Source organism: Streptomyces sp. SDT5-1 (genome assembly GCF_052245995.1).
In the GTDB taxonomy this organism is placed as follows: Bacteria; Actinomycetota; Actinomycetes; order Streptomycetales; family Streptomycetaceae; genus Streptomyces.
In genome coordinates this window covers 2089442-2105493 of record NZ_CM125963.1, presented here as the reverse complement: position 1 = coordinate 2105493, position 16052 = coordinate 2089442, and the positions used below count along the sequence as shown (strand labels likewise).

The 16052-nt window shown below is 70.1% G+C and carries 16 protein-coding genes; all 16 read left to right on the top strand.

Annotated elements, in window-relative coordinates:
* Positions 1-9 precede the first annotated feature (9 nt).
* The 16 genes from pafA to ACTWJ8_RS09790 all read left to right on the top strand — a co-directional run bounded on the left by pafA (position 10) and on the right by ACTWJ8_RS09790 (position 16042).
* Positions 10-1371: a Pup--protein ligase gene (pafA, locus tag ACTWJ8_RS09865; RefSeq protein ID WP_356387428.1), complete on the top strand. Its 1362-nt coding sequence runs from the start codon at positions 10-12 to the stop codon at positions 1369-1371.
* Positions 1372-1505: 134 nt separating this feature from the next.
* Positions 1506-2516 carry an FKBP-type peptidyl-prolyl cis-trans isomerase gene (locus ACTWJ8_RS09860; protein ID WP_356387425.1) on the top strand — a complete coding sequence of 337 codons (1011 nt, stop codon included), beginning with the start codon at positions 1506-1508 and terminating at the stop codon, positions 2514-2516.
* A 76-nt stretch (positions 2517-2592) separates the two neighbouring features.
* Positions 2593-2967: an FKBP-type peptidyl-prolyl cis-trans isomerase gene (locus ACTWJ8_RS09855; protein ID WP_356387422.1), complete on the top strand. Its 375-nt coding sequence runs from the start codon at positions 2593-2595 to the stop codon at positions 2965-2967.
* Positions 2968-3097: 130 nt separating this feature from the next.
* Positions 3098-4051, top strand: coding sequence for a helix-turn-helix transcriptional regulator (locus tag ACTWJ8_RS09850; RefSeq protein ID WP_356387419.1), 954 nt, complete (start codon positions 3098-3100; stop codon positions 4049-4051).
* An 18-nt stretch (positions 4052-4069) separates the two neighbouring features.
* Positions 4070-5026: a helix-turn-helix transcriptional regulator gene (locus ACTWJ8_RS09845; RefSeq protein WP_356387416.1), complete on the top strand. Its 957-nt coding sequence runs from the start codon at positions 4070-4072 to the stop codon at positions 5024-5026.
* A 117-nt stretch (positions 5027-5143) separates the two neighbouring features.
* Complete coding sequence (locus tag ACTWJ8_RS09840) at positions 5144-5389, top strand: hypothetical protein (RefSeq protein WP_356387413.1); 246 nt, start codon at positions 5144-5146, stop codon at positions 5387-5389.
* Positions 5390-5398: 9 nt separating this feature from the next.
* Positions 5399-5596 (top strand): hypothetical protein, encoded by a 198-nt coding sequence (locus ACTWJ8_RS09835; RefSeq protein WP_356387411.1) that lies wholly within the window; start codon positions 5399-5401, stop codon positions 5594-5596.
* Between the two features lie 284 nt (positions 5597-5880).
* Positions 5881-6168, top strand: a complete 288-nt coding sequence (tatA, locus tag ACTWJ8_RS09830; RefSeq protein ID WP_356387408.1) for a Sec-independent protein translocase subunit TatA — start codon at positions 5881-5883, stop codon at positions 6166-6168.
* Positions 6169-6217: 49 nt separating this feature from the next.
* Complete coding sequence (gene tatC, locus ACTWJ8_RS09825) at positions 6218-7192, top strand: twin-arginine translocase subunit TatC (RefSeq protein WP_356387405.1); 975 nt, start codon at positions 6218-6220, stop codon at positions 7190-7192.
* A gap of 42 nt (positions 7193-7234) precedes the next feature.
* Complete coding sequence (locus tag ACTWJ8_RS09820; RefSeq protein ID WP_443263608.1) at positions 7235-8131, top strand: diacylglycerol kinase; 897 nt, start codon at positions 7235-7237, stop codon at positions 8129-8131.
* A gap of 61 nt (positions 8132-8192) precedes the next feature.
* On the top strand, positions 8193-11000 hold the full coding sequence (locus ACTWJ8_RS09815) for a DEAD/DEAH box helicase (protein ID WP_443263607.1): 2808 nt from the start codon (positions 8193-8195) through the stop codon (positions 10998-11000).
* A 337-nt stretch (positions 11001-11337) separates the two neighbouring features.
* Positions 11338-12987, top strand: a complete 1650-nt coding sequence (locus ACTWJ8_RS09810; protein ID WP_443263606.1) for an ATP-binding protein — start codon at positions 11338-11340, stop codon at positions 12985-12987.
* On the top strand, positions 12984-13391 hold the full coding sequence (locus ACTWJ8_RS09805; protein ID WP_356387393.1) for a roadblock/LC7 domain-containing protein: 408 nt from the start codon (positions 12984-12986) through the stop codon (positions 13389-13391). The genes ACTWJ8_RS09810 and ACTWJ8_RS09805 overlap by 4 nt, the downstream gene beginning before the upstream one ends.
* Positions 13388-13795, top strand: coding sequence for a DUF742 domain-containing protein (locus tag ACTWJ8_RS09800; RefSeq protein WP_356387390.1), 408 nt, complete (start codon positions 13388-13390; stop codon positions 13793-13795). Before ACTWJ8_RS09805 ends, ACTWJ8_RS09800 begins: the two co-directional genes overlap by 4 nt.
* Complete coding sequence (locus ACTWJ8_RS09795) at positions 13776-14429, top strand: GTP-binding protein (RefSeq protein WP_356387387.1); 654 nt, start codon at positions 13776-13778, stop codon at positions 14427-14429. Before ACTWJ8_RS09800 ends, ACTWJ8_RS09795 begins: the two co-directional genes overlap by 20 nt.
* Before the next feature lie 92 nt (positions 14430-14521).
* On the top strand, positions 14522-16042 hold the full coding sequence (locus ACTWJ8_RS09790; RefSeq protein WP_443263605.1) for a cytochrome P450: 1521 nt from the start codon (positions 14522-14524) through the stop codon (positions 16040-16042).
* Positions 16043-16052: the final 10 nt, after the last annotated feature.

Here is a 16052-nt window from a genome sequence, read left to right as displayed (position 1 = left end):
TGTTCAGTCATGGACCGCCGCATTTTCGGGCTGGAGAACGAGTACGGCGTCACATGTACGTTCAGGGGACAGCGCCGCCTGTCTCCTGACGAGGTGGCGCGGTACCTCTTCCGCCGTGTCGTGTCATGGGGCCGCAGCAGCAATGTCTTTCTGCGGAACGGCGCCCGCCTTTACCTCGATGTCGGGTCACATCCGGAATACGCAACTCCCGAATGTGACAACGTGACCGAGCTGGTCACGCACGACAAAGCGGGCGAGCGCATTCTGGAAGGCCTGCTCGTCGACGCCGAACGCCGCCTGCACGAGGAGGGAATCGCGGGCGACGTATATCTGTTCAAGAACAACACCGACTCGGCGGGTAACTCCTACGGCTGCCATGAGAACTACTTGGTGGCGCGGCACGGGGAGTTCTCGCGGCTCGCGGACATTCTCATCCCCTTCCTGGTCACCAGGCAGCTGCTGTGCGGCGCGGGCAAGGTGCTCCAGACGCCGCGCGGTGCGGTGTACTGCGTGAGCCAGCGCGCCGAGCACATCTGGGAGGGCGTCAGCTCCGCGACGACGCGCTCCCGGCCGATCATCAACACCAGGGACGAGCCGCACGCCGACGCCGAGCGCTACCGCCGGCTGCACGTCATCGTGGGCGACTCGAACATGTCGGAGACGACGATGCTCCTGAAGGTCGGCGCGACCGACCTCGTGCTGCGCATGATCGAGGCGGGCACGGTGATGCGGGACCTCACCCTGGAGAACCCGATCCGGGCGATCCGCGAGGTGAGCCACGACATCACGGGCCGCCGCAAGGTGCGCCTCGCCAGCGGGCGAGAGGCATCGGCGCTCGAGGTGCAGCGCGAGTACTACGAGAAGGCCGTGGACTTCTGCGAGCGCCGGGGCATCCGCACCGGCACCGTCGAGCAGGTCCTCGAGCTGTGGGGCCGCACGCTCGACGCGATCGAGACGGAGGACCTGGACCTCGTCGCCAACGACATCGACTGGGTCATGAAGTACAAGCTCATCGAGCGCTACCGCGCGAAGCACAACATGACGATGTCGCACCCGAGGGTCGCGCAGATAGACCTCGCGTATCACGACATCCACCGGCAGCGCGGTCTCTACTACCTCCTGGAGAAGAAGGGCCAGGCCACGCGGATCTGCAACGATCTGAAGATCTTCGAAGGCAAGTCGGTGCCGCCGCAGACCACGCGCGCGAGGCTGCGCGGCGACTTCATCCGGCGCGCCCAGGAACAGCGTCGTGACTTCACGGTCGACTGGGTGCATCTGAAGCTGAACGATCAGGCGCAGCGCACGGTGCTCTGCAAGGACCCGTTCCGCAGTGTCGACGACCGGGTGGAGAAATTGATCGCCGGTATGTAGGCGGTCGCACACGCTGAGCAATCCGGCCAGGGACCTCGTACGAATCATTCGTACGAGGTCCCTGGCCGTACCTTGGAATGTCGGGGCGAGGGCCTAGAGTGGCCGGACCGTATTCGAGCGACTTGAGGACCACTGTGCGACGCCGACTTGCAGCTCTACTGATCGTGCCGGCACTGGCGCTGACCGCGACGGCCTGCGGCAGCGACGACGGCAAGAAGGATTCGGCGGACAAGGCCGACTCGTCCTCCTCGAAGGCGGCCGCGGTCCCGAAGCCGGTCGACAAGGCCGACCCGATGCCGAAGGTCTCGGGCGCGTACGGCAAGCAGGCGAAGATCACGCTGCCCAAGGGCGACCCGAGCGACAAGTTCGTCGTGCACACGCTCTCCGAGGGCGACGGACCCGCGGTGAAGAAGAACGACCTGGTGTCGATGAACTTCACGGGCAAGGTCTGGAAGGGCGCCAAGGACCTCGGTTCGACGTACGGGGCGCAGGGCGGCGGCGACCAGATGGTGACCGCGGGCGCCGAGGGCCAGCTTCCCGCGTTCGCGCAGGCCGTGCTCGGGCAGAAGGAGGGCAGCCGGGTCCTCGTCGTGGCGCCCCCGGCCGCGGGCTTCGGCAGCCAGGGCAACCAGCAGGTGGGCATCAAGGGCACCGACACGCTCGTCTTCGCCCTGGACGTCGGCAAGGTCATCCCGAAGAAGGCCGAGGGCAAGCAGGCCGCGATCCCCTCGGACCTGCCGCAGATCCAGGCCGACAAGGAAGCCCCCGCGACGATCTCGATCCCGAAGAGCGACCCGCCGAAGGACCTCGTCGACAAGGTCCTGATCCAGGGCAAGGGCAACGAGGTCAAGAAGGGCCAGACGGTCACCATGCAGTACAGCGGTGCCGCCTGGAAGATCAACGAGGGCAAGAAGAAGGCCGAGCTGTTCGACTCGTCCTGGAAGAGCGGCCAGCCGTTCACGACGCCGATCGGCGCCGGTCAGGTCATCAAGGGCTGGGACAAGGGCCTCGTCGGCAAGCACGTCGGTGACCGCGTCCTGCTGGTGATCCCGCCGGACCAGGCGTACGGCAAGAAGGCGCAGGGCAAGACGCTGCCGGCGAACTCGACGCTGGTCTTCACGGTCGACATCCTCGCCGCTCACTGAGCCGTCACGCACCGCCCCGCGGAAGATGGCAGACTGTCCCGGTTGCAGAGCAGTCAACACAGCAGGAGCACTTCACGTGAACATCGACAAGCCCGAGGTCGACTTCCCGATCGGCGACGCGCCGACGGACCTTCAGATCGAGGACCTCTGGGAGGGCGACGGCGCCGAGGCCAAGGCCGGCGACTTCGTGAAGGTCCACTACGTGGGCGTGTCCTTCTCCACCGGCGAGGAGTTCGACGCCTCCTGGAACCGGGGCAAGCCGCTGGAGTTCCAGCTCGGTGCCGGTCAGGTCATCGCGGGCTGGGACAAGGGCGTGCAGGGCATGAAGGTCGGCGGCCGCCGTCGGCTGACCATCCCCGCGCACCTCGCGTACGGCGACCGTGGCGCCGGTGGCGGCCGCATCGCCCCCGGCGAGACGCTGATCTTCGTGTGTGACCTGATGGGCGTCTGAGTCCGGTCACACTCCGACCGCGAGCGGTCAACGGAAGGCCCATGCCGCCTGGCATGGGCCTTCGGCTTTTGCCAGGACACGCCCGAGCGGTACGGTCGTCCGTCGGGAGTCATCTGATGAAAGGGCGTCGATGGCGATTGCCAAGGCCGAGCGGCTGATGAATCTGGCGCTGTGTCTGCTCGGGACGCGCCGCCCGCTGAGCAAGCGTGAGCTGCGCGGTTCCATCGAGGCCTACCTCGAAGCGGCCAACGACGACTCCTTCAACCGGATGTTCGAGCGCGACAAGGACGATCTGCGCGAACTCGGCCTGGTCATCGAGACCGTGGAGAACCTGGACGGCGAGGTCGGCTATCTCGCGGGCCGCGACAGCAACCGCCTGCCGCCCGTCACGCTCGACGCGGAGGAGGCCGCCGCCCTCGGCCTCGCCGCGAAGGTCTGGCAGCAGGCCCGCCTCGCCGGCGCCGCGTCCGGCGCGCTCCAGAAGCTGCGCGCGGCCGGGATGCCCGAGGACGTGGACCCGTACGAGAGCCATGGCGCGCTCGAGCCGCGGATCCCCGCGCACGAGGCGGCCTTCGAGCCGCTGATGCTGGCCTGCCGCGACCGCCGCCCCGTCGTCTTCGACTACCGCAAGGCCACCGCCGCCCGGCCCGAGCAGCGGCACGTCGAGCCGTGGGCCCTGGAGTGCTGGCGCGGCCATTGGTACCTCGCGGGCTGGGACCGCGACCGGCAGGCCGAGCGGGTCTTCCGGCTCTCCCGGATCACCGGCAAGGTCCGCTCGCGCGCCGGACAGTTCACGGCGCGGGTGCCGGACGTCGTGACCGTGCGGGAGACCGTCGCGGGCTGGGCGGGGGAGACCGCCGACCGGTCCGCGCTGATCAGGCTGCGCGCGGGCGCCGGCTACCCGCTGCGCGCCAAGGCCGCCTCCGTGCGCGAGCTCGGCGACGGCTGGGACGAGGTGGAGATCCCGTACGGGCACGGGCTCGACGCCTGGCTCGTGGAGTTCGGCCCCGACGTGGTGGTGCTCGAGCCCGCCGAGCTGCGGGCCGACGTCGTGGACCGGCTGCGCGCGGTGGCCAAGGGCTGAGGGGGAGTACGCACACACATGGCTGCCAACGCCATCGACCAGACCCGCCGGATGCTGTCCCTGGTGACGTATCTGCGCGAGCGCCCCGGCGCTCGCGTGGAGGACGTCGCGCGGGCCTTCGGCATCACGCAGGACGAGCTGATCTCCGACCTGGACGTGCTGCCGCTGTGCGGGACGAGCTTCCGCGGCGGCGATCTGCTCGACATCGACACCGACGGCGACCGCATCTGGTGGCACAACCCGGACGATGTCGCCGAGCCGCTGCGGATCGCCGCCGACGAGGCGACCGCGCTGCTCGTGGCCGCCCGCGCGGTGGCGACGCTGCCGGGCCTGCGGGAGAGCGACCGGCTCGCGCTGCTGCGGGCGACCGCGAAGCTGGAGGCCGCGGCCGGCGAGGTGGCCGGGGCCAGTGCCCGGCTGAGCGTCACGTTCGAGTCGGAGGGCGGCGTCTTCGCGGACGTCGACCGGGCGATCTCGGAGCGGCGCCGACTGTGGATCCGCTACTACTCGCCCGCGCGCGACGAGGTGACCGAGCGGGAGATCGACCCGATCCGGCTCGTCTCCGTCGGCCACACCTACGTAGAGGCGTGGTGCAGGCGTTCGGAGGCGCGGCGGACGTTCCGGCTCGACCGGGTCGCCGAGATCAAGGTGCTCGACGAGCCGTCGGCCCCGCCCGAGGTCGAGCTGCGGGACCTGTCCGAGGGGCTCGTGCAGCCCGCGGCCGAGGACCCCGAGGTGGTCGTCGAGGTCGGACCCGGCGGGCGCTGGGTCGCCGAGTACTACCCGCACGACAGCGCCGACGAGCTGCCGGACGGCGGACTGCGGATCACACTGCGCACCCCCGACCCGTCCTCGCTGCGCAGGCTCGCGCTGCGGCTCGGCAGGGACGGGCACATCGTCGCGCCCGCCGAGCTCGCCGACAGCGCGCGGGACGCGGCGCGCGAGGCGCTGGCGGCGTACGACGGGGTGGCGTGAGGGAGTTGGACGCGCCCCGGATCCCCGGCGACGAGGTGCGACGTACGGTGCACAACGGACAAAAGGTATGAGGTGTGTGACATGACTGGTGTGGCCGGTTTCACTGACATTGCCGAAATGCCCGCCACGGCGTCCACCGTGGCGCCCGTCGTCTTCAGGGCCGCCTGCCCCGACTGTCGCGCCCGCTTCGAACTGGCCGCCTCGGCGATCCGGTTGGCGATCGGGGGCAGCAGCCGCACCACCTTCTACTCGTTCACCTGCCCCGAGTGCGAGACCTCGGTACGCAAGCCCGCGGGTGAGCGCATCGTCGAACTCCTCACCGGTGGCGGGGTCAACACCCTCCGCCTCCACCAGACCGTCTAGGCTCGGCGCATGTTCTGGGCGATGCTGGCGGTTGCTGTGGGATTCGTGGGGCTCGCCGTGCTGGCGGTCCTCGCGGTGCGGGTCTTCGCCGAGGCGCAGCGCCTCGGCCGTCAAGTGGCCGACACCACACAGCGGATCAACCGCGCGGCCGAGGACCTCGAGCGGGCCGCCGTGGGCGTCGCGAAGGCCGGCGGCGACGTCGTCTGAGACCCCGCCCGGCGCCCCGCCTGACACGCCGTCGGCGTTCCGGGAGAGGGTGTGGAAAGCGCTTTACCGCCGCGGCCTGTCCCGTTGTCGGGGTCGACGGGTACGCTCCCTTAGGCGGTCCGAAAGTGAGGCGCGGTCCGCAATTGGGTGGACGCATGGGCATTGCCTCATGTTTACCCCCACGGGATACGATCGCTGCCAGCACGGTGGTCGGACAACAGTCCGAGGTCCGATCGGTACCGGCAGCCCCGCCCCCTGCCGCCTCAGTGAGAAGGTAAACGGATATGTTCGGAAGGCTCGGTGCACCCGAGATCATCCTGATCCTCGTAGTGGTCATTCTGCTGTTCGGCGCGAAGAAGCTTCCCGACATGGCGCGTTCGCTGGGCAAGTCCGCCCGCATCCTCAAGAGCGAGGCCAAGGCCATGAAGAGCGAGGGCGGCGACAAGTCGGCCGCTCCCTCCGACCCGCCGCAGGACGCCCAGACGCCCGCGCAGCGCACCATCCAGGCGGCCCCGGGCGACGTCGACAGCTCGCGTCCCGTGAACGAGCAGACGAAGACGACCAAGAGCTGATCGAAGGCCGCCCCCGCAGGCAGCCTGCCGCACGAGATGAGGACGTGGGTTGATCAAGTCTGCCCGCAAACAGGAGAAGGATCCCGAGGGGCGGATGCCGCTCGCGGAGCACCTGCGCGAGCTCCGCAACAGGCTCGCGAAGGCGCTCCTGGCCATTGTCGCGATCACGGTCGTCGCCGCGTTCTTCTACAACGACATCATCAACCTGATCACCCGGCCGATCCTCGACTCGGTCGGCTGTGAGCAGTCGTTCTCGGAGCTGGCCAGGTCCACCTCGGACAAGCCCTGCGCCCAGATCACCCTCAACGGTCTGCTGACCCCCTTCACCCTCGCGCTGAAGGTGTCGTTGATGGCCGGTGTCGTGGCCGCCTCCCCGGTCTGGCTGTACCAGCTCTGGGGCTTCGTGGCGCCCGGACTGCACAAGCACGAGAAGAAGTACGCGTACGCGTTCGTGGGCACGGGTGCCCCGCTCTTCGTGGCCGGCGCCTACTTCGCCTACTCGGTACTGCCGACGACGGCGAAGGTCCTCATCGAGTTCACCCCGGGCAATGCCCAGAACCTGCTGCCGCTCGACGACCTGCTCGACCTCGTGCTGCGCATGGTGCTCGTCTTCGGCCTCGCCTTCGAGCTGCCGCTGCTGCTCATCTTCCTCAACCTGATCGGGGCGATCACCGGCAAGCGGATGCTCGGCTGGTGGCGCGCGATGATCATGGGTATCACCGTGTTCGCCGCCATCGCGACGCCGAGCACCGACCCGCTGACCATGCTGGCGCTCGCCGGCCCGATCTGGGTCCTCTACTTCGCGGCGGTGATCTTCTCGCTGCTCAACGACCGGCGCAGGCGGCTCACCGAGGCGGCGGGCCCCGGCGACGACGAGGCGTCCGAGCTCGACCTGACGCCCGATGACATCGGCGAGATCGAGCCCGTACCGGCGAGCCGTGCGCTTCCGGAGCAGGCCACGGCGGAGCGCGCCGAGGGAACGACCCGCACGGACCGGGTCAACGGTTACGACGATGTGACCTGAGGTAACTCCAGTTCACGGCCGGGCACTTGTTAGTGTCCGCCCGTGAGCAGTGAGATCACCCTCTTCGTCAATCCCACCGCGGGACGCGGCCGGGGCGCGCAGGCCGCGCAGCCGGCCGCTTCGGCTCTGCGGGCCGCGGGCTTCCAGGTGCGGACCGTCGTCGGGACGGACGCCGACGACGCCCTGGTCCGCGCGCGTGCGGCGGTGGCGGAGGGGACGGGGGCCCTGGTGGCCGTCGGCGGGGACGGACTAGTGAACCTCGCGCTCCAGGCGGTCGCCGGGACCGGAACGCCGCTCGGCGTCGTCGCGGTCGGTACGGGGAACGACTTCGCCCGCGCCCTCGGGCTTCCGATACGGGACCCGGCCGCGGCCGGGAGACTCGCCGCCGACGCGCTGAAGGGCGGGCGGACCCGCGCGGTCGACCTCGGCCGGATCGGCGACCACTGGTTCGGCACCGTGCTCGCCTCCGGATTCGACTCCCGCGTCAACGACCGCGGCAACCGGATGCGGCTCCCGCTGGGCCGCTTCAAGTACGACCTGGCGATCGCCCTCGAACTGGCCACCTTCAAGGCCGTGCCCTTCAAGCTGACCCTCGACGACGGGACCGTGCGCGAGGTCGCCGCGACCCTGATCGCCGTCGGCAACGGGACCTCGTACGGCGGCGGCATGCGGATCTGCGCGGACGCCGACATGGGCGACGGACTGTTCGACGTGACCGTCGTCGGCGACTGCTCCCGCACCACGCTCCTCAAGGTGTTCCCGCGCGTCTACAAGGGGACCCACCTCGACCACCCGGCGGTCACCGTGCACCGGGCCGCGCGCGTCGAGCTGGCCGCGGAGCACATCACCGGGTACGCGGACGGGGAGCCCGTCGGCGCGTTGCCGCTGGTCGCGGAGTGTGTGCCGGGAGCCGTGCGGATCCTCACCGGAGCCGCCTGAACAGGCCTTCCCGGATAATGATCGTCCGTTGTCAGTGGTCGTCGGTAGGCTGGAAAGCACGATGACAGAGGACCTCTCACCGGCCGAGCGGTATGCGGCAGCCCGTAAGCGGGCCGCCGAGCAGGCCACCGCACTCGCGTCCTTCCGCGAGATGTACGACTTCGGCCTCGACCCCTTCCAGATCGAGGCGTGCCAGGCGCTGGAGGCGGGCAAGGGCGTCCTGGTCGCGGCGCCCACCGGCTCCGGCAAGACGATCGTCGGCGAGTTCGCCGTGCACCTCGCCCTCCAGCAGGGCAAGAAGTGTTTCTACACGACCCCCATCAAGGCGCTGTCGAACCAGAAGTACCAGGACCTCGCGAAGCGCTACGGCGCGGAGCAGGTCGGCCTGCTCACGGGCGACAACAGCGTGAACAGTGACGCGCCCGTGGTCGTCATGACCACCGAAGTGCTCCGCAACATGCTGTACGCGGGCTCCCAGTCGCTCCTGAACCTCGGCTATGTGGTCATGGACGAGGTGCACTACCTCTCCGACCGCTTCCGCGGCGCCGTCTGGGAAGAGGTGATCATCCACCTCCAGGAGTCCGTGACCCTGGTATCCCTGTCGGCGACGGTGTCGAACGCGGAGGAGTTCGGTGACTGGCTGGACACGGTCCGTGGCGACACCGAGGTGATCGTCTCCGAGCACCGGCCCGTGCCGCTGTTCCAGCACGTGCTCGCCGGGCGCCGGATGTACGACCTGTTCGAGGAGGGCGAGGGCAGCAAGAAGGCCGTCAACCCCGACCTGACGCGGATGGCCCGCATGGAGGCCAGCCGCCCCTCGTACCAGGACCGCAGACGCGGGCGGCACATGCGCGAGGCCGACCGCGAGCGGGAGCGCAGACAGCGCTCCCGGATCTGGACGCCGGGGCGCCCCGAGGTCATCGAGCGGCTCGACTCCGAGGGCCTGCTCCCCGCCATCACGTTCATCTTCAGCCGCGCCGCGTGCGAGGCCGCCGTCCAGCAGTGCCTGTACGCGGGCCTCCGGCTCAACGACGAGGACGCGCGCGCCAAGGTGCGCGCCATCGTCGAGGAGCGCACGGCCGCGATCCCCGACGAGGACCTGCACGTCCTCGGCTACTACGAGTGGCTCGAAGGCCTGGAGCGCGGGATCGCCGCGCACCACGCGGGCATGCTGCCGACCTTCAAGGAGGTCGTCGAGGAGCTGTTCGTCCGGGGCCTGGTCAAGGCCGTGTTCGCGACGGAGACGCTGGCGCTCGGCATCAACATGCCCGCGAGATCCGTGGTCCTCGAAAAGCTCGTGAAGTGGAACGGGGAGCAGCACGCCGACATCACGCCCGGCGAGTACACGCAGCTCACGGGCCGCGCGGGCCGCCGCGGCATCGATGTCGAGGGCCACGCCGTGGTGCTGTGGCAGCGCGGCTTCAGCCCCGAGTACCTGGCGGGCCTGGCCGGTACGCGCACGTACCCGCTCCGCTCCAGCTTCAAGCCGTCGTACAACATGGCGGTGAACCTGGTCGAGCAGTTCGGTCGGCACCGGTCCCGTGAACTGCTCGAGACGTCCTTCGCCCAGTTCCAGGCGGACCGCTCGGTCGTCGGCATCTCGCGGCAGGTGCAGAAGAACGAGGAGGGGCTCGCGGGCTACAAGGAGTCCATGACCTGCCACCTCGGCGACTTCGAGGAGTACGCCAGGCTGCGGCGCGAACTCAAGGACCGCGAGACCGAGTTGGCGAAGCAGGGCGCGGCGCAGCGGCGCGCGCAGGCCGCGGCGGCGCTGGAGAAGCTCAAGCCCGGCGACGTGATCCACGTGCCGACGGGGAAGTTCGCCGGCCTCGCCCTCGTCCTCGACCCGGGCCTGCCCGCGGGCCGGTCCAACGGGCACCGCGGATTCGAGCACCACGACGGCCCCCGGCCGCTGGTCCTCACCGCCGAGCGGCAGGTCAAGCGGCTCGCGTCCATCGACTTCCCGGTGCCGGTGGAGGCCCTGGAGCGGATGCGGATCCCCAAGTCGTTCAACCCGCGCTCGCCGCAGTCCCGGCGCGACCTCGCGTCCGCGCTGCGCACGAAGGCCGGCCACATCGTGCCCGATCGGCACAAGAAGAAGGGCCGCTCGCAGGCCGCCGACGACCGGGAGATCGCGCGGCTCCGTGCCGAGCTGCGGGCGCACCCGTGCCACGGCTGCTCCGAGCGCGAGGACCACGCCCGGTGGGCCGAGCGCTACTACCGGCTCAAGCGGGACACCGGTCAGCTGGAGCGCCGCATCGAGGGCCGCACGAACACCATCGCGCGCACCTTCGACCGGATCGTCAAGCTCCTCACGGAGATGGACTATCTGCGCGGCGACGAGGTCACCGAGCACGGCAAGCGGCTCGCCCGGCTCTACGGCGAGCTGGACCTGCTCGCCAGCGAGTGCCTGCGCGACGGCGTCTGGGAGGGCCTGAACCCGGCCGAACTCGCCGCCTGCGTCTCGGCGTTGGTGTTCGAGGCGCGCGCGGCGGACGACGCCCTCGCGCCCAAGCTGCCCTCAGGGAAGGCCAAGGCGGCGCTCGGCGAGATGGTCCGGATCTGGGGCCGGCTCGACGCCCTGGAGGAGGAGTTCCGGATCAACCAGGCGGAGGGCGTCGGCCAGCGCGAGCCCGACCTCGGCTTCGCCTGGATCGCCTACCAGTGGGCCTCCGGCAAGGGGCTCGACGAGGTGCTGCGGGAGGCCGAGATGCCGGCCGGCGACTTCGTCCGCTGGTGCAAGCAGGTCATCGACGTACTGGGACAGATCGCGGCGGCCACGCCGACGGACTCGACGGTGGGGCGCAACGCCCGCAAGGCCGTCGACGCCGTACGCCGAGGGGTCGTGGCCTACTCGTCCGTCGGGTAGCGCGTCGGGGTTTCGCACAGGTGCCCGCGCCCTCAAGGGGGCGCGGGCACCTGTGCGTTCGGGCGCGCGGACGGCATTGCTCCACGTGTGCGAATCGCGACCCAGCGTGCAAATGGAGCGAGTGTATTCCTGTCGCGGGGCCGATTTCAGGGCCTTGCTGAATATGACACGGCGATGATCCGGTCGGACTAAGCTCGCTCGCAGCGCACCGAGTTGAGATGGATTCGGCCGCTTGTTCCCTTATGCGCCGAAGCTCCTCGATGCGGCGCGTCTCCAGGGTGCCGAACCGTCCCGAACCACCCCGAATTTCCCCGACCCGACCGTTCAGAGGGCATACATGGTGAGTGTTCAATCGCCTCCCGGTGGCCGAGAAGTCCCCTATCTGCGCGTGCTGTTGCTGCCCGCCATGGTCATGGCGGCCGCCACCGGAGCGGCCGTCGCCCTGGTCACGGAGCCCGCCCGGCTCGCCGTCGCCCTGTGCGGTGCGCTCGGCGTGCTCCTCGTGCTCGCCGTCTCCGCCGAAGCGGTCCGCCGCGGCCGCGTCAACAGGGCGCAGCGAGCCCAGTACACCCAGCACGTCGCCGAGTTGGAAGCGCACATCGCGGCCCAGGAACACCGGACGATGCGGGTGGCCAAGGAGGTCTTCCCGCACGCCCTGTACCGGATGCACTGCGGCGACCGCCCCTACGACGCCGTCCGCAACACCTGCGACTCCGAGCCCGCGTTCCGCGATGTCACCCCCGGCGAGCGCGAGTTGATGGGCATCGCCCTCAAGGAGATCGACACCGAGATCACGATGCGGGACGCCGCGCAGCGCGCCTTCGTCTCCATCGCCCGCCGCGTCCAGGCCATCGTGCACAAGCAGGCAGAGGAACTCCGCGAGATGGAGGAGGACCACGGCCGCAACCCCGAGGTCTTCGACGACCTGCTCCGTGTCGACCACGGCACGGCCCTGATCGGCCGCCTCGCCGACTCCGTCACCGTCCTCGGCGGCGCCCGCCCCGGACGCCAGTGGCCCAAGCCCGTCAAGCTCTACAGCGTGCTGCGCGGCGCCATGTCGCGCATCCTGGAATACCCGCGCATCGACCTGCACGCCATCTGCGACGTCGCGATCAAGGGCGTCTCCGTCGAGCCCGTCATCCACGCCTGCGCCGAACTCCTCGACAACGCGACCCGCTACTCGCCGCCCACCACCCGCGTGCACGTCACCGCGGTCGAGGTGCAGACCGGCGTGGCCATCGAGATCGAGGACGGCGGCGTCAGCCTCAGCGAGGAACAGCGCCGCAAGACCGAGGGCATGCTCGAGAAGGCCAAGGCCGGCTACGACCTCAACGACCTCGGCGAGAACCCGCGCCTCGGCCTCGCCATCGTCGGCCGGCTGTGCGCGATGTACAACATGCAGATCTCGCTGCGCCAGTCCGCGTACGGCGGCGTGCGCGCGGTGCTCGTCGTGCCGCGCGACATGATGAGCACGCAGCCCGCGCCCGGTCTCGCCCACGGCATCGGCGCCTCCGCCGTGCCCCGCGTCGACCACAACGGCGTACCGGTCAAGGAGACTCCGCGGCTCAAGAAGACGCGCCGCCCCACCACGGGCCCGCGCCCCGCGGCAGCCACCGGACCGCGCCCCTCCGCACCGCTCGTCGCCGCGATGGAGGACGACGTACCCGTGGTCACCGAATGGCGGCCCAACGGCCTGCCGCAGCGGCGCAGGAAGTACGACACGAAGGTCATCGAGGACCAGATCATCGTGACGCCCCGCAACCCGGACCTCACCACGCCGCCGCCCGCGGAGCCGGACCGGCACGACGGGCCCGAACAGCCCGAACCCGGCCTGTGGGTCGAGGCGTTCATGAACGGACTGAAGCCCGAGGGGGGCCAGGCCGGGACGGCCGACGCGGTGGGGGAGACCGCGGCGGGCGCGGAGGGCTCGGCCAAGCCGCATGACGACGCGTACAACCAGCAGGTCGACGAGGGAGACCGCCAGTGATCCAGCAACGGGCCAATTTCGACTGGATGCTCAAGGAGCTCGCCGAGTGCGTGCCCAATGTGAAGCAGGTGGTCGTGCTCTCGTCGGACGGCCTGCGGATCGCCCGCTACGGCGGTGACCCGGACGCGGCCGACCGGATCGCCGCCGCCTGCGCGGGACTTCAGTCGCTGGCCTCCGCCGTCGCCACGGAGATCCCCGAGAGCAGCGGCAAGATGAACATGGTCATCATCGAGGTCGACGGCGGCTTCTTCTATCTGATGGCCGCGGGTAAGGGCGCGTATCTCGCCGTGCTCGCCGACCAGTTCGTCGACGCGGGGCTCGTCAGCCACCAGATGCGCGATCTCGTCATCCGGATCGGCGCCCATCTGACGAGCCCGCCCCGGCACAACGGCCAGACCGTATGACGCACCGCCCACCCGAACCCCCGTTCAGGGAACCGCCGCCCAAACGCGAGCGCCGCGCGCCGCAGGGCGACGGAAAGCCCGACCCCGAGCGCCTGTACGTCATCACGGGCGGCACCGACGGCAGCGAGCGCGCGCCCCTCGACCTGGTGACCCTGATCGTGGCGCGCGGCGACCCGCCGCCTTCGGCGCCCCCCGAACAGGCCGCCGTCATCCGACTGTGCAGGACGCCCCTGTCGACGGCCGAGATCTCGGCCTACCTCCAACTGCCGTTCAGCGTGGTCACCGTGCTGCTCGGCGAACTCCTCGCGGCCGAGCTGGTGCAGGCGCGCGCGCCGGTGATCCGAGGCGCGGTCGCGGACCGTTCCCTTCTCGAAGCGGTGATGCATGGACTACAGAAGCTCTGACAGCCCGGCCGGTACCGACACCGCCGCGATCGGGAGCGTGCACATTCCGGGACCCCGGGCCGAGGAACGACTGCCCGACACGGTCACGTCCGCCGTCAAGATCGTCATCGTCGGCGGCTTCGGCGTCGGCAAGACCACGATGGTCGGCTCCGTCAGCGAGATCCGCCCGCTGACCACCGAGGAGACGATGACGCAGGCGGGCATCGGCGTCGACGACAACTACGGCTCGGACACCAAGACCGCCACCACCGTGGCCATGGACTTCGGCCGCATCGGCATCACCGAGGAACTCGTCCTCTACCTCTTCGGCACGCCGGGGCAGGAGCGGTTCTGGTTCCTGTGGAACGGCCTGTTCGAGGGCGCGCTCGGCGCCGTCGTCCTCGTCGACACCCGCCGTCTCGAGGTCAGCTTCGACGTGATCGGGCGCCTGGAGGAGCGCGGCGTGCCGTTCGTGATCGCCAACAACACGTTCCCCGACGGCCCGCGCTACCCCACCGAGGAGCTGCGCAAGGCCCTCGACCTCGACCCCTACGTCCCCATCATCGACTGCGACGTGCGCCGCAGGGCGTCGAGCCGCGAGGTGCTGCTCACGCTGATGCGCTTCCTGCACGAGATGGCACTGCACCGCGCCTGACACCCCGTACGCCTCTTCATCCGCTGAATCCAGCTGAAAATCCCGCTGAATCCCGTCGAATTCCGTCGAACCACACCGACCGGAGCATTCCCGTGACGTCACCCTCCCAGCCTCCACAGTCGCCCACCGCATTCGACGCCCTCGGAGAGTCACCGCTGGAGCCGCCGCCGGGCTGCCCCGCCCACGCCCTCGGCCCCGGCGGACTGCGCAGGCTCTACGGTCCCGAGGCCGACGCGGACATCGCCGGCGTGTACGAGAAGCTGCGCGCCGAGCACGGCCAGGTGGCCCCGGTGCTCATCCACGACGACGTGCGCATGTGGGCCGTGCTCGGGCACAGCGAGAACCTGCACATGGTGACGTCCACCGGTCTGTTCAACCGGGACTCCCGCAACTGGACGGAGCTGCGCAACGGCAACGTCAAGCCGACGCACCCGCTCGCCCCGGTCTTCGGCTGGCAGCCCATCACATCCTTCAACGAGGGGCAGACGCACCGGCGGCTGCGCGACGCCGTCGACAGCGCCGTGGAGACCATCAACCACCGCGACCTGCGCCGCTCCATCAACAAGGCCACCCAGGAGATCATCAACCGGTTCTCCGAGCGCGGCGAGTGCGAGGTCGTCAGCGAGTTCGCCGAACACCTCCCGATGATGGTCCTGCTGGAGATCATCGGGGCGCCCGAGGCCTACAGCGAGCGGTTCGTGCAGGCCGCCCGCGACATGATCAAGGGCACCGAGACGGCGATCGCCAGCAACGAGTTCATCATGAGCGTCCTCATGGAGCTCACCCACCGGCGCCGCGCCCAGCCCGCCGAGGACCTCACCAGTCACCTCATCACCCACCCCGCGGGCCTCAGCGACGACGAGGTCGGCCAGCACCTGCGGCTCATCCTGATCGCCGCGTACGAGGCGACGGCCAACCTCATCGCGAACGTGCTGCGCGTCGTCCTCACCGACCCGCGGTTCAGGGCGCGGCTCAACGGCGGGCAGATGACGGTGCCCGAGGCGGTCGAGCAGTCGCTGTGGGACGAACCGCCGTTCAGCGCCATGGTCGGCTACTTCGCCAAGACCGACACCGAACTCGGCGGGCAGCGCATCCGCGCGGGCGACGGCCTGATCTTCGGCATCCAGCCCGGCAACGCCTGCCCGGTGATCCGCCCCGAGCCGGGCGCCCACATGCAGGGCAACCGCTCGCACCTGGCGTTCGGCGGCGGGCCGCACGAGTGCCCGGGACAGGACATCGGGCGTGCCGTCGCCGAGATCGGCGTCGACGCCTTCCTGATGCGTCTGCCCGATGCCGAACTCGCGGTGTCGGAGGCCGAGTTGCGGTGGGTCTCGACGATCCTGTCGCGGCATCTCGTGGAGCTGCCCGTGGAGTTCAGCCCGCGGGCGCAGCAGGACGTCACCGCCAAGCCGAGCATCGGCACCCCGAGCCGCTACAACTGGGAGATCTCCTCGGAGGGCGCCCCCACGCCGCCGACGCCGGGCCCCGGGCACGCCGCGCCGCCCGCGCCCGCCGCCTCCGTGCCGGGCCCGCGGCTGACGGCCGAGCCGCCCCGGGAGACCGTCAGGCTCGGCGTCTGGCAGCGGTTCCTCCGCTGGTGGCGCGGTGAGTGACGGGCTGCCG

Excerpts from the sequence above, each read along its gene's own strand:
- pafA (WP_356387428.1), top strand. The coding sequence starts at position 10 with ATGGACCGCCGCATTTTCGGGCTGGAGAACGAGTACGGCGTCACATGT.
- ACTWJ8_RS09850 (WP_356387419.1), top strand. The coding sequence starts at position 3,098 with ATGGCGATTGCCAAGGCCGAGCGGCTGATGAATCTGGCGCTGTGTCTG.
- ACTWJ8_RS09845 (WP_356387416.1), top strand. The coding sequence starts at position 4,070 with ATGGCTGCCAACGCCATCGACCAGACCCGCCGGATGCTGTCCCTGGTG.
- ACTWJ8_RS09840 (WP_356387413.1), top strand. The coding sequence starts at position 5,144 with ATGCCCGCCACGGCGTCCACCGTGGCGCCCGTCGTCTTCAGGGCCGCC.
- ACTWJ8_RS09835 (WP_356387411.1), top strand. The coding sequence starts at position 5,399 with ATGTTCTGGGCGATGCTGGCGGTTGCTGTGGGATTCGTGGGGCTCGCC.
- tatA (WP_356387408.1), top strand. The coding sequence starts at position 5,881 with ATGTTCGGAAGGCTCGGTGCACCCGAGATCATCCTGATCCTCGTAGTG.
- ACTWJ8_RS09815 (WP_443263607.1), top strand. The coding sequence starts at position 8,193 with ATGACAGAGGACCTCTCACCGGCCGAGCGGTATGCGGCAGCCCGTAAG.
- ACTWJ8_RS09810 (WP_443263606.1), top strand. The coding sequence starts at position 11,338 with ATGGTGAGTGTTCAATCGCCTCCCGGTGGCCGAGAAGTCCCCTATCTG.
- ACTWJ8_RS09800 (WP_356387390.1), top strand. The coding sequence starts at position 13,388 with ATGACGCACCGCCCACCCGAACCCCCGTTCAGGGAACCGCCGCCCAAA.
- ACTWJ8_RS09795 (WP_356387387.1), top strand. The coding sequence starts at position 13,776 with ATGGACTACAGAAGCTCTGACAGCCCGGCCGGTACCGACACCGCCGCG.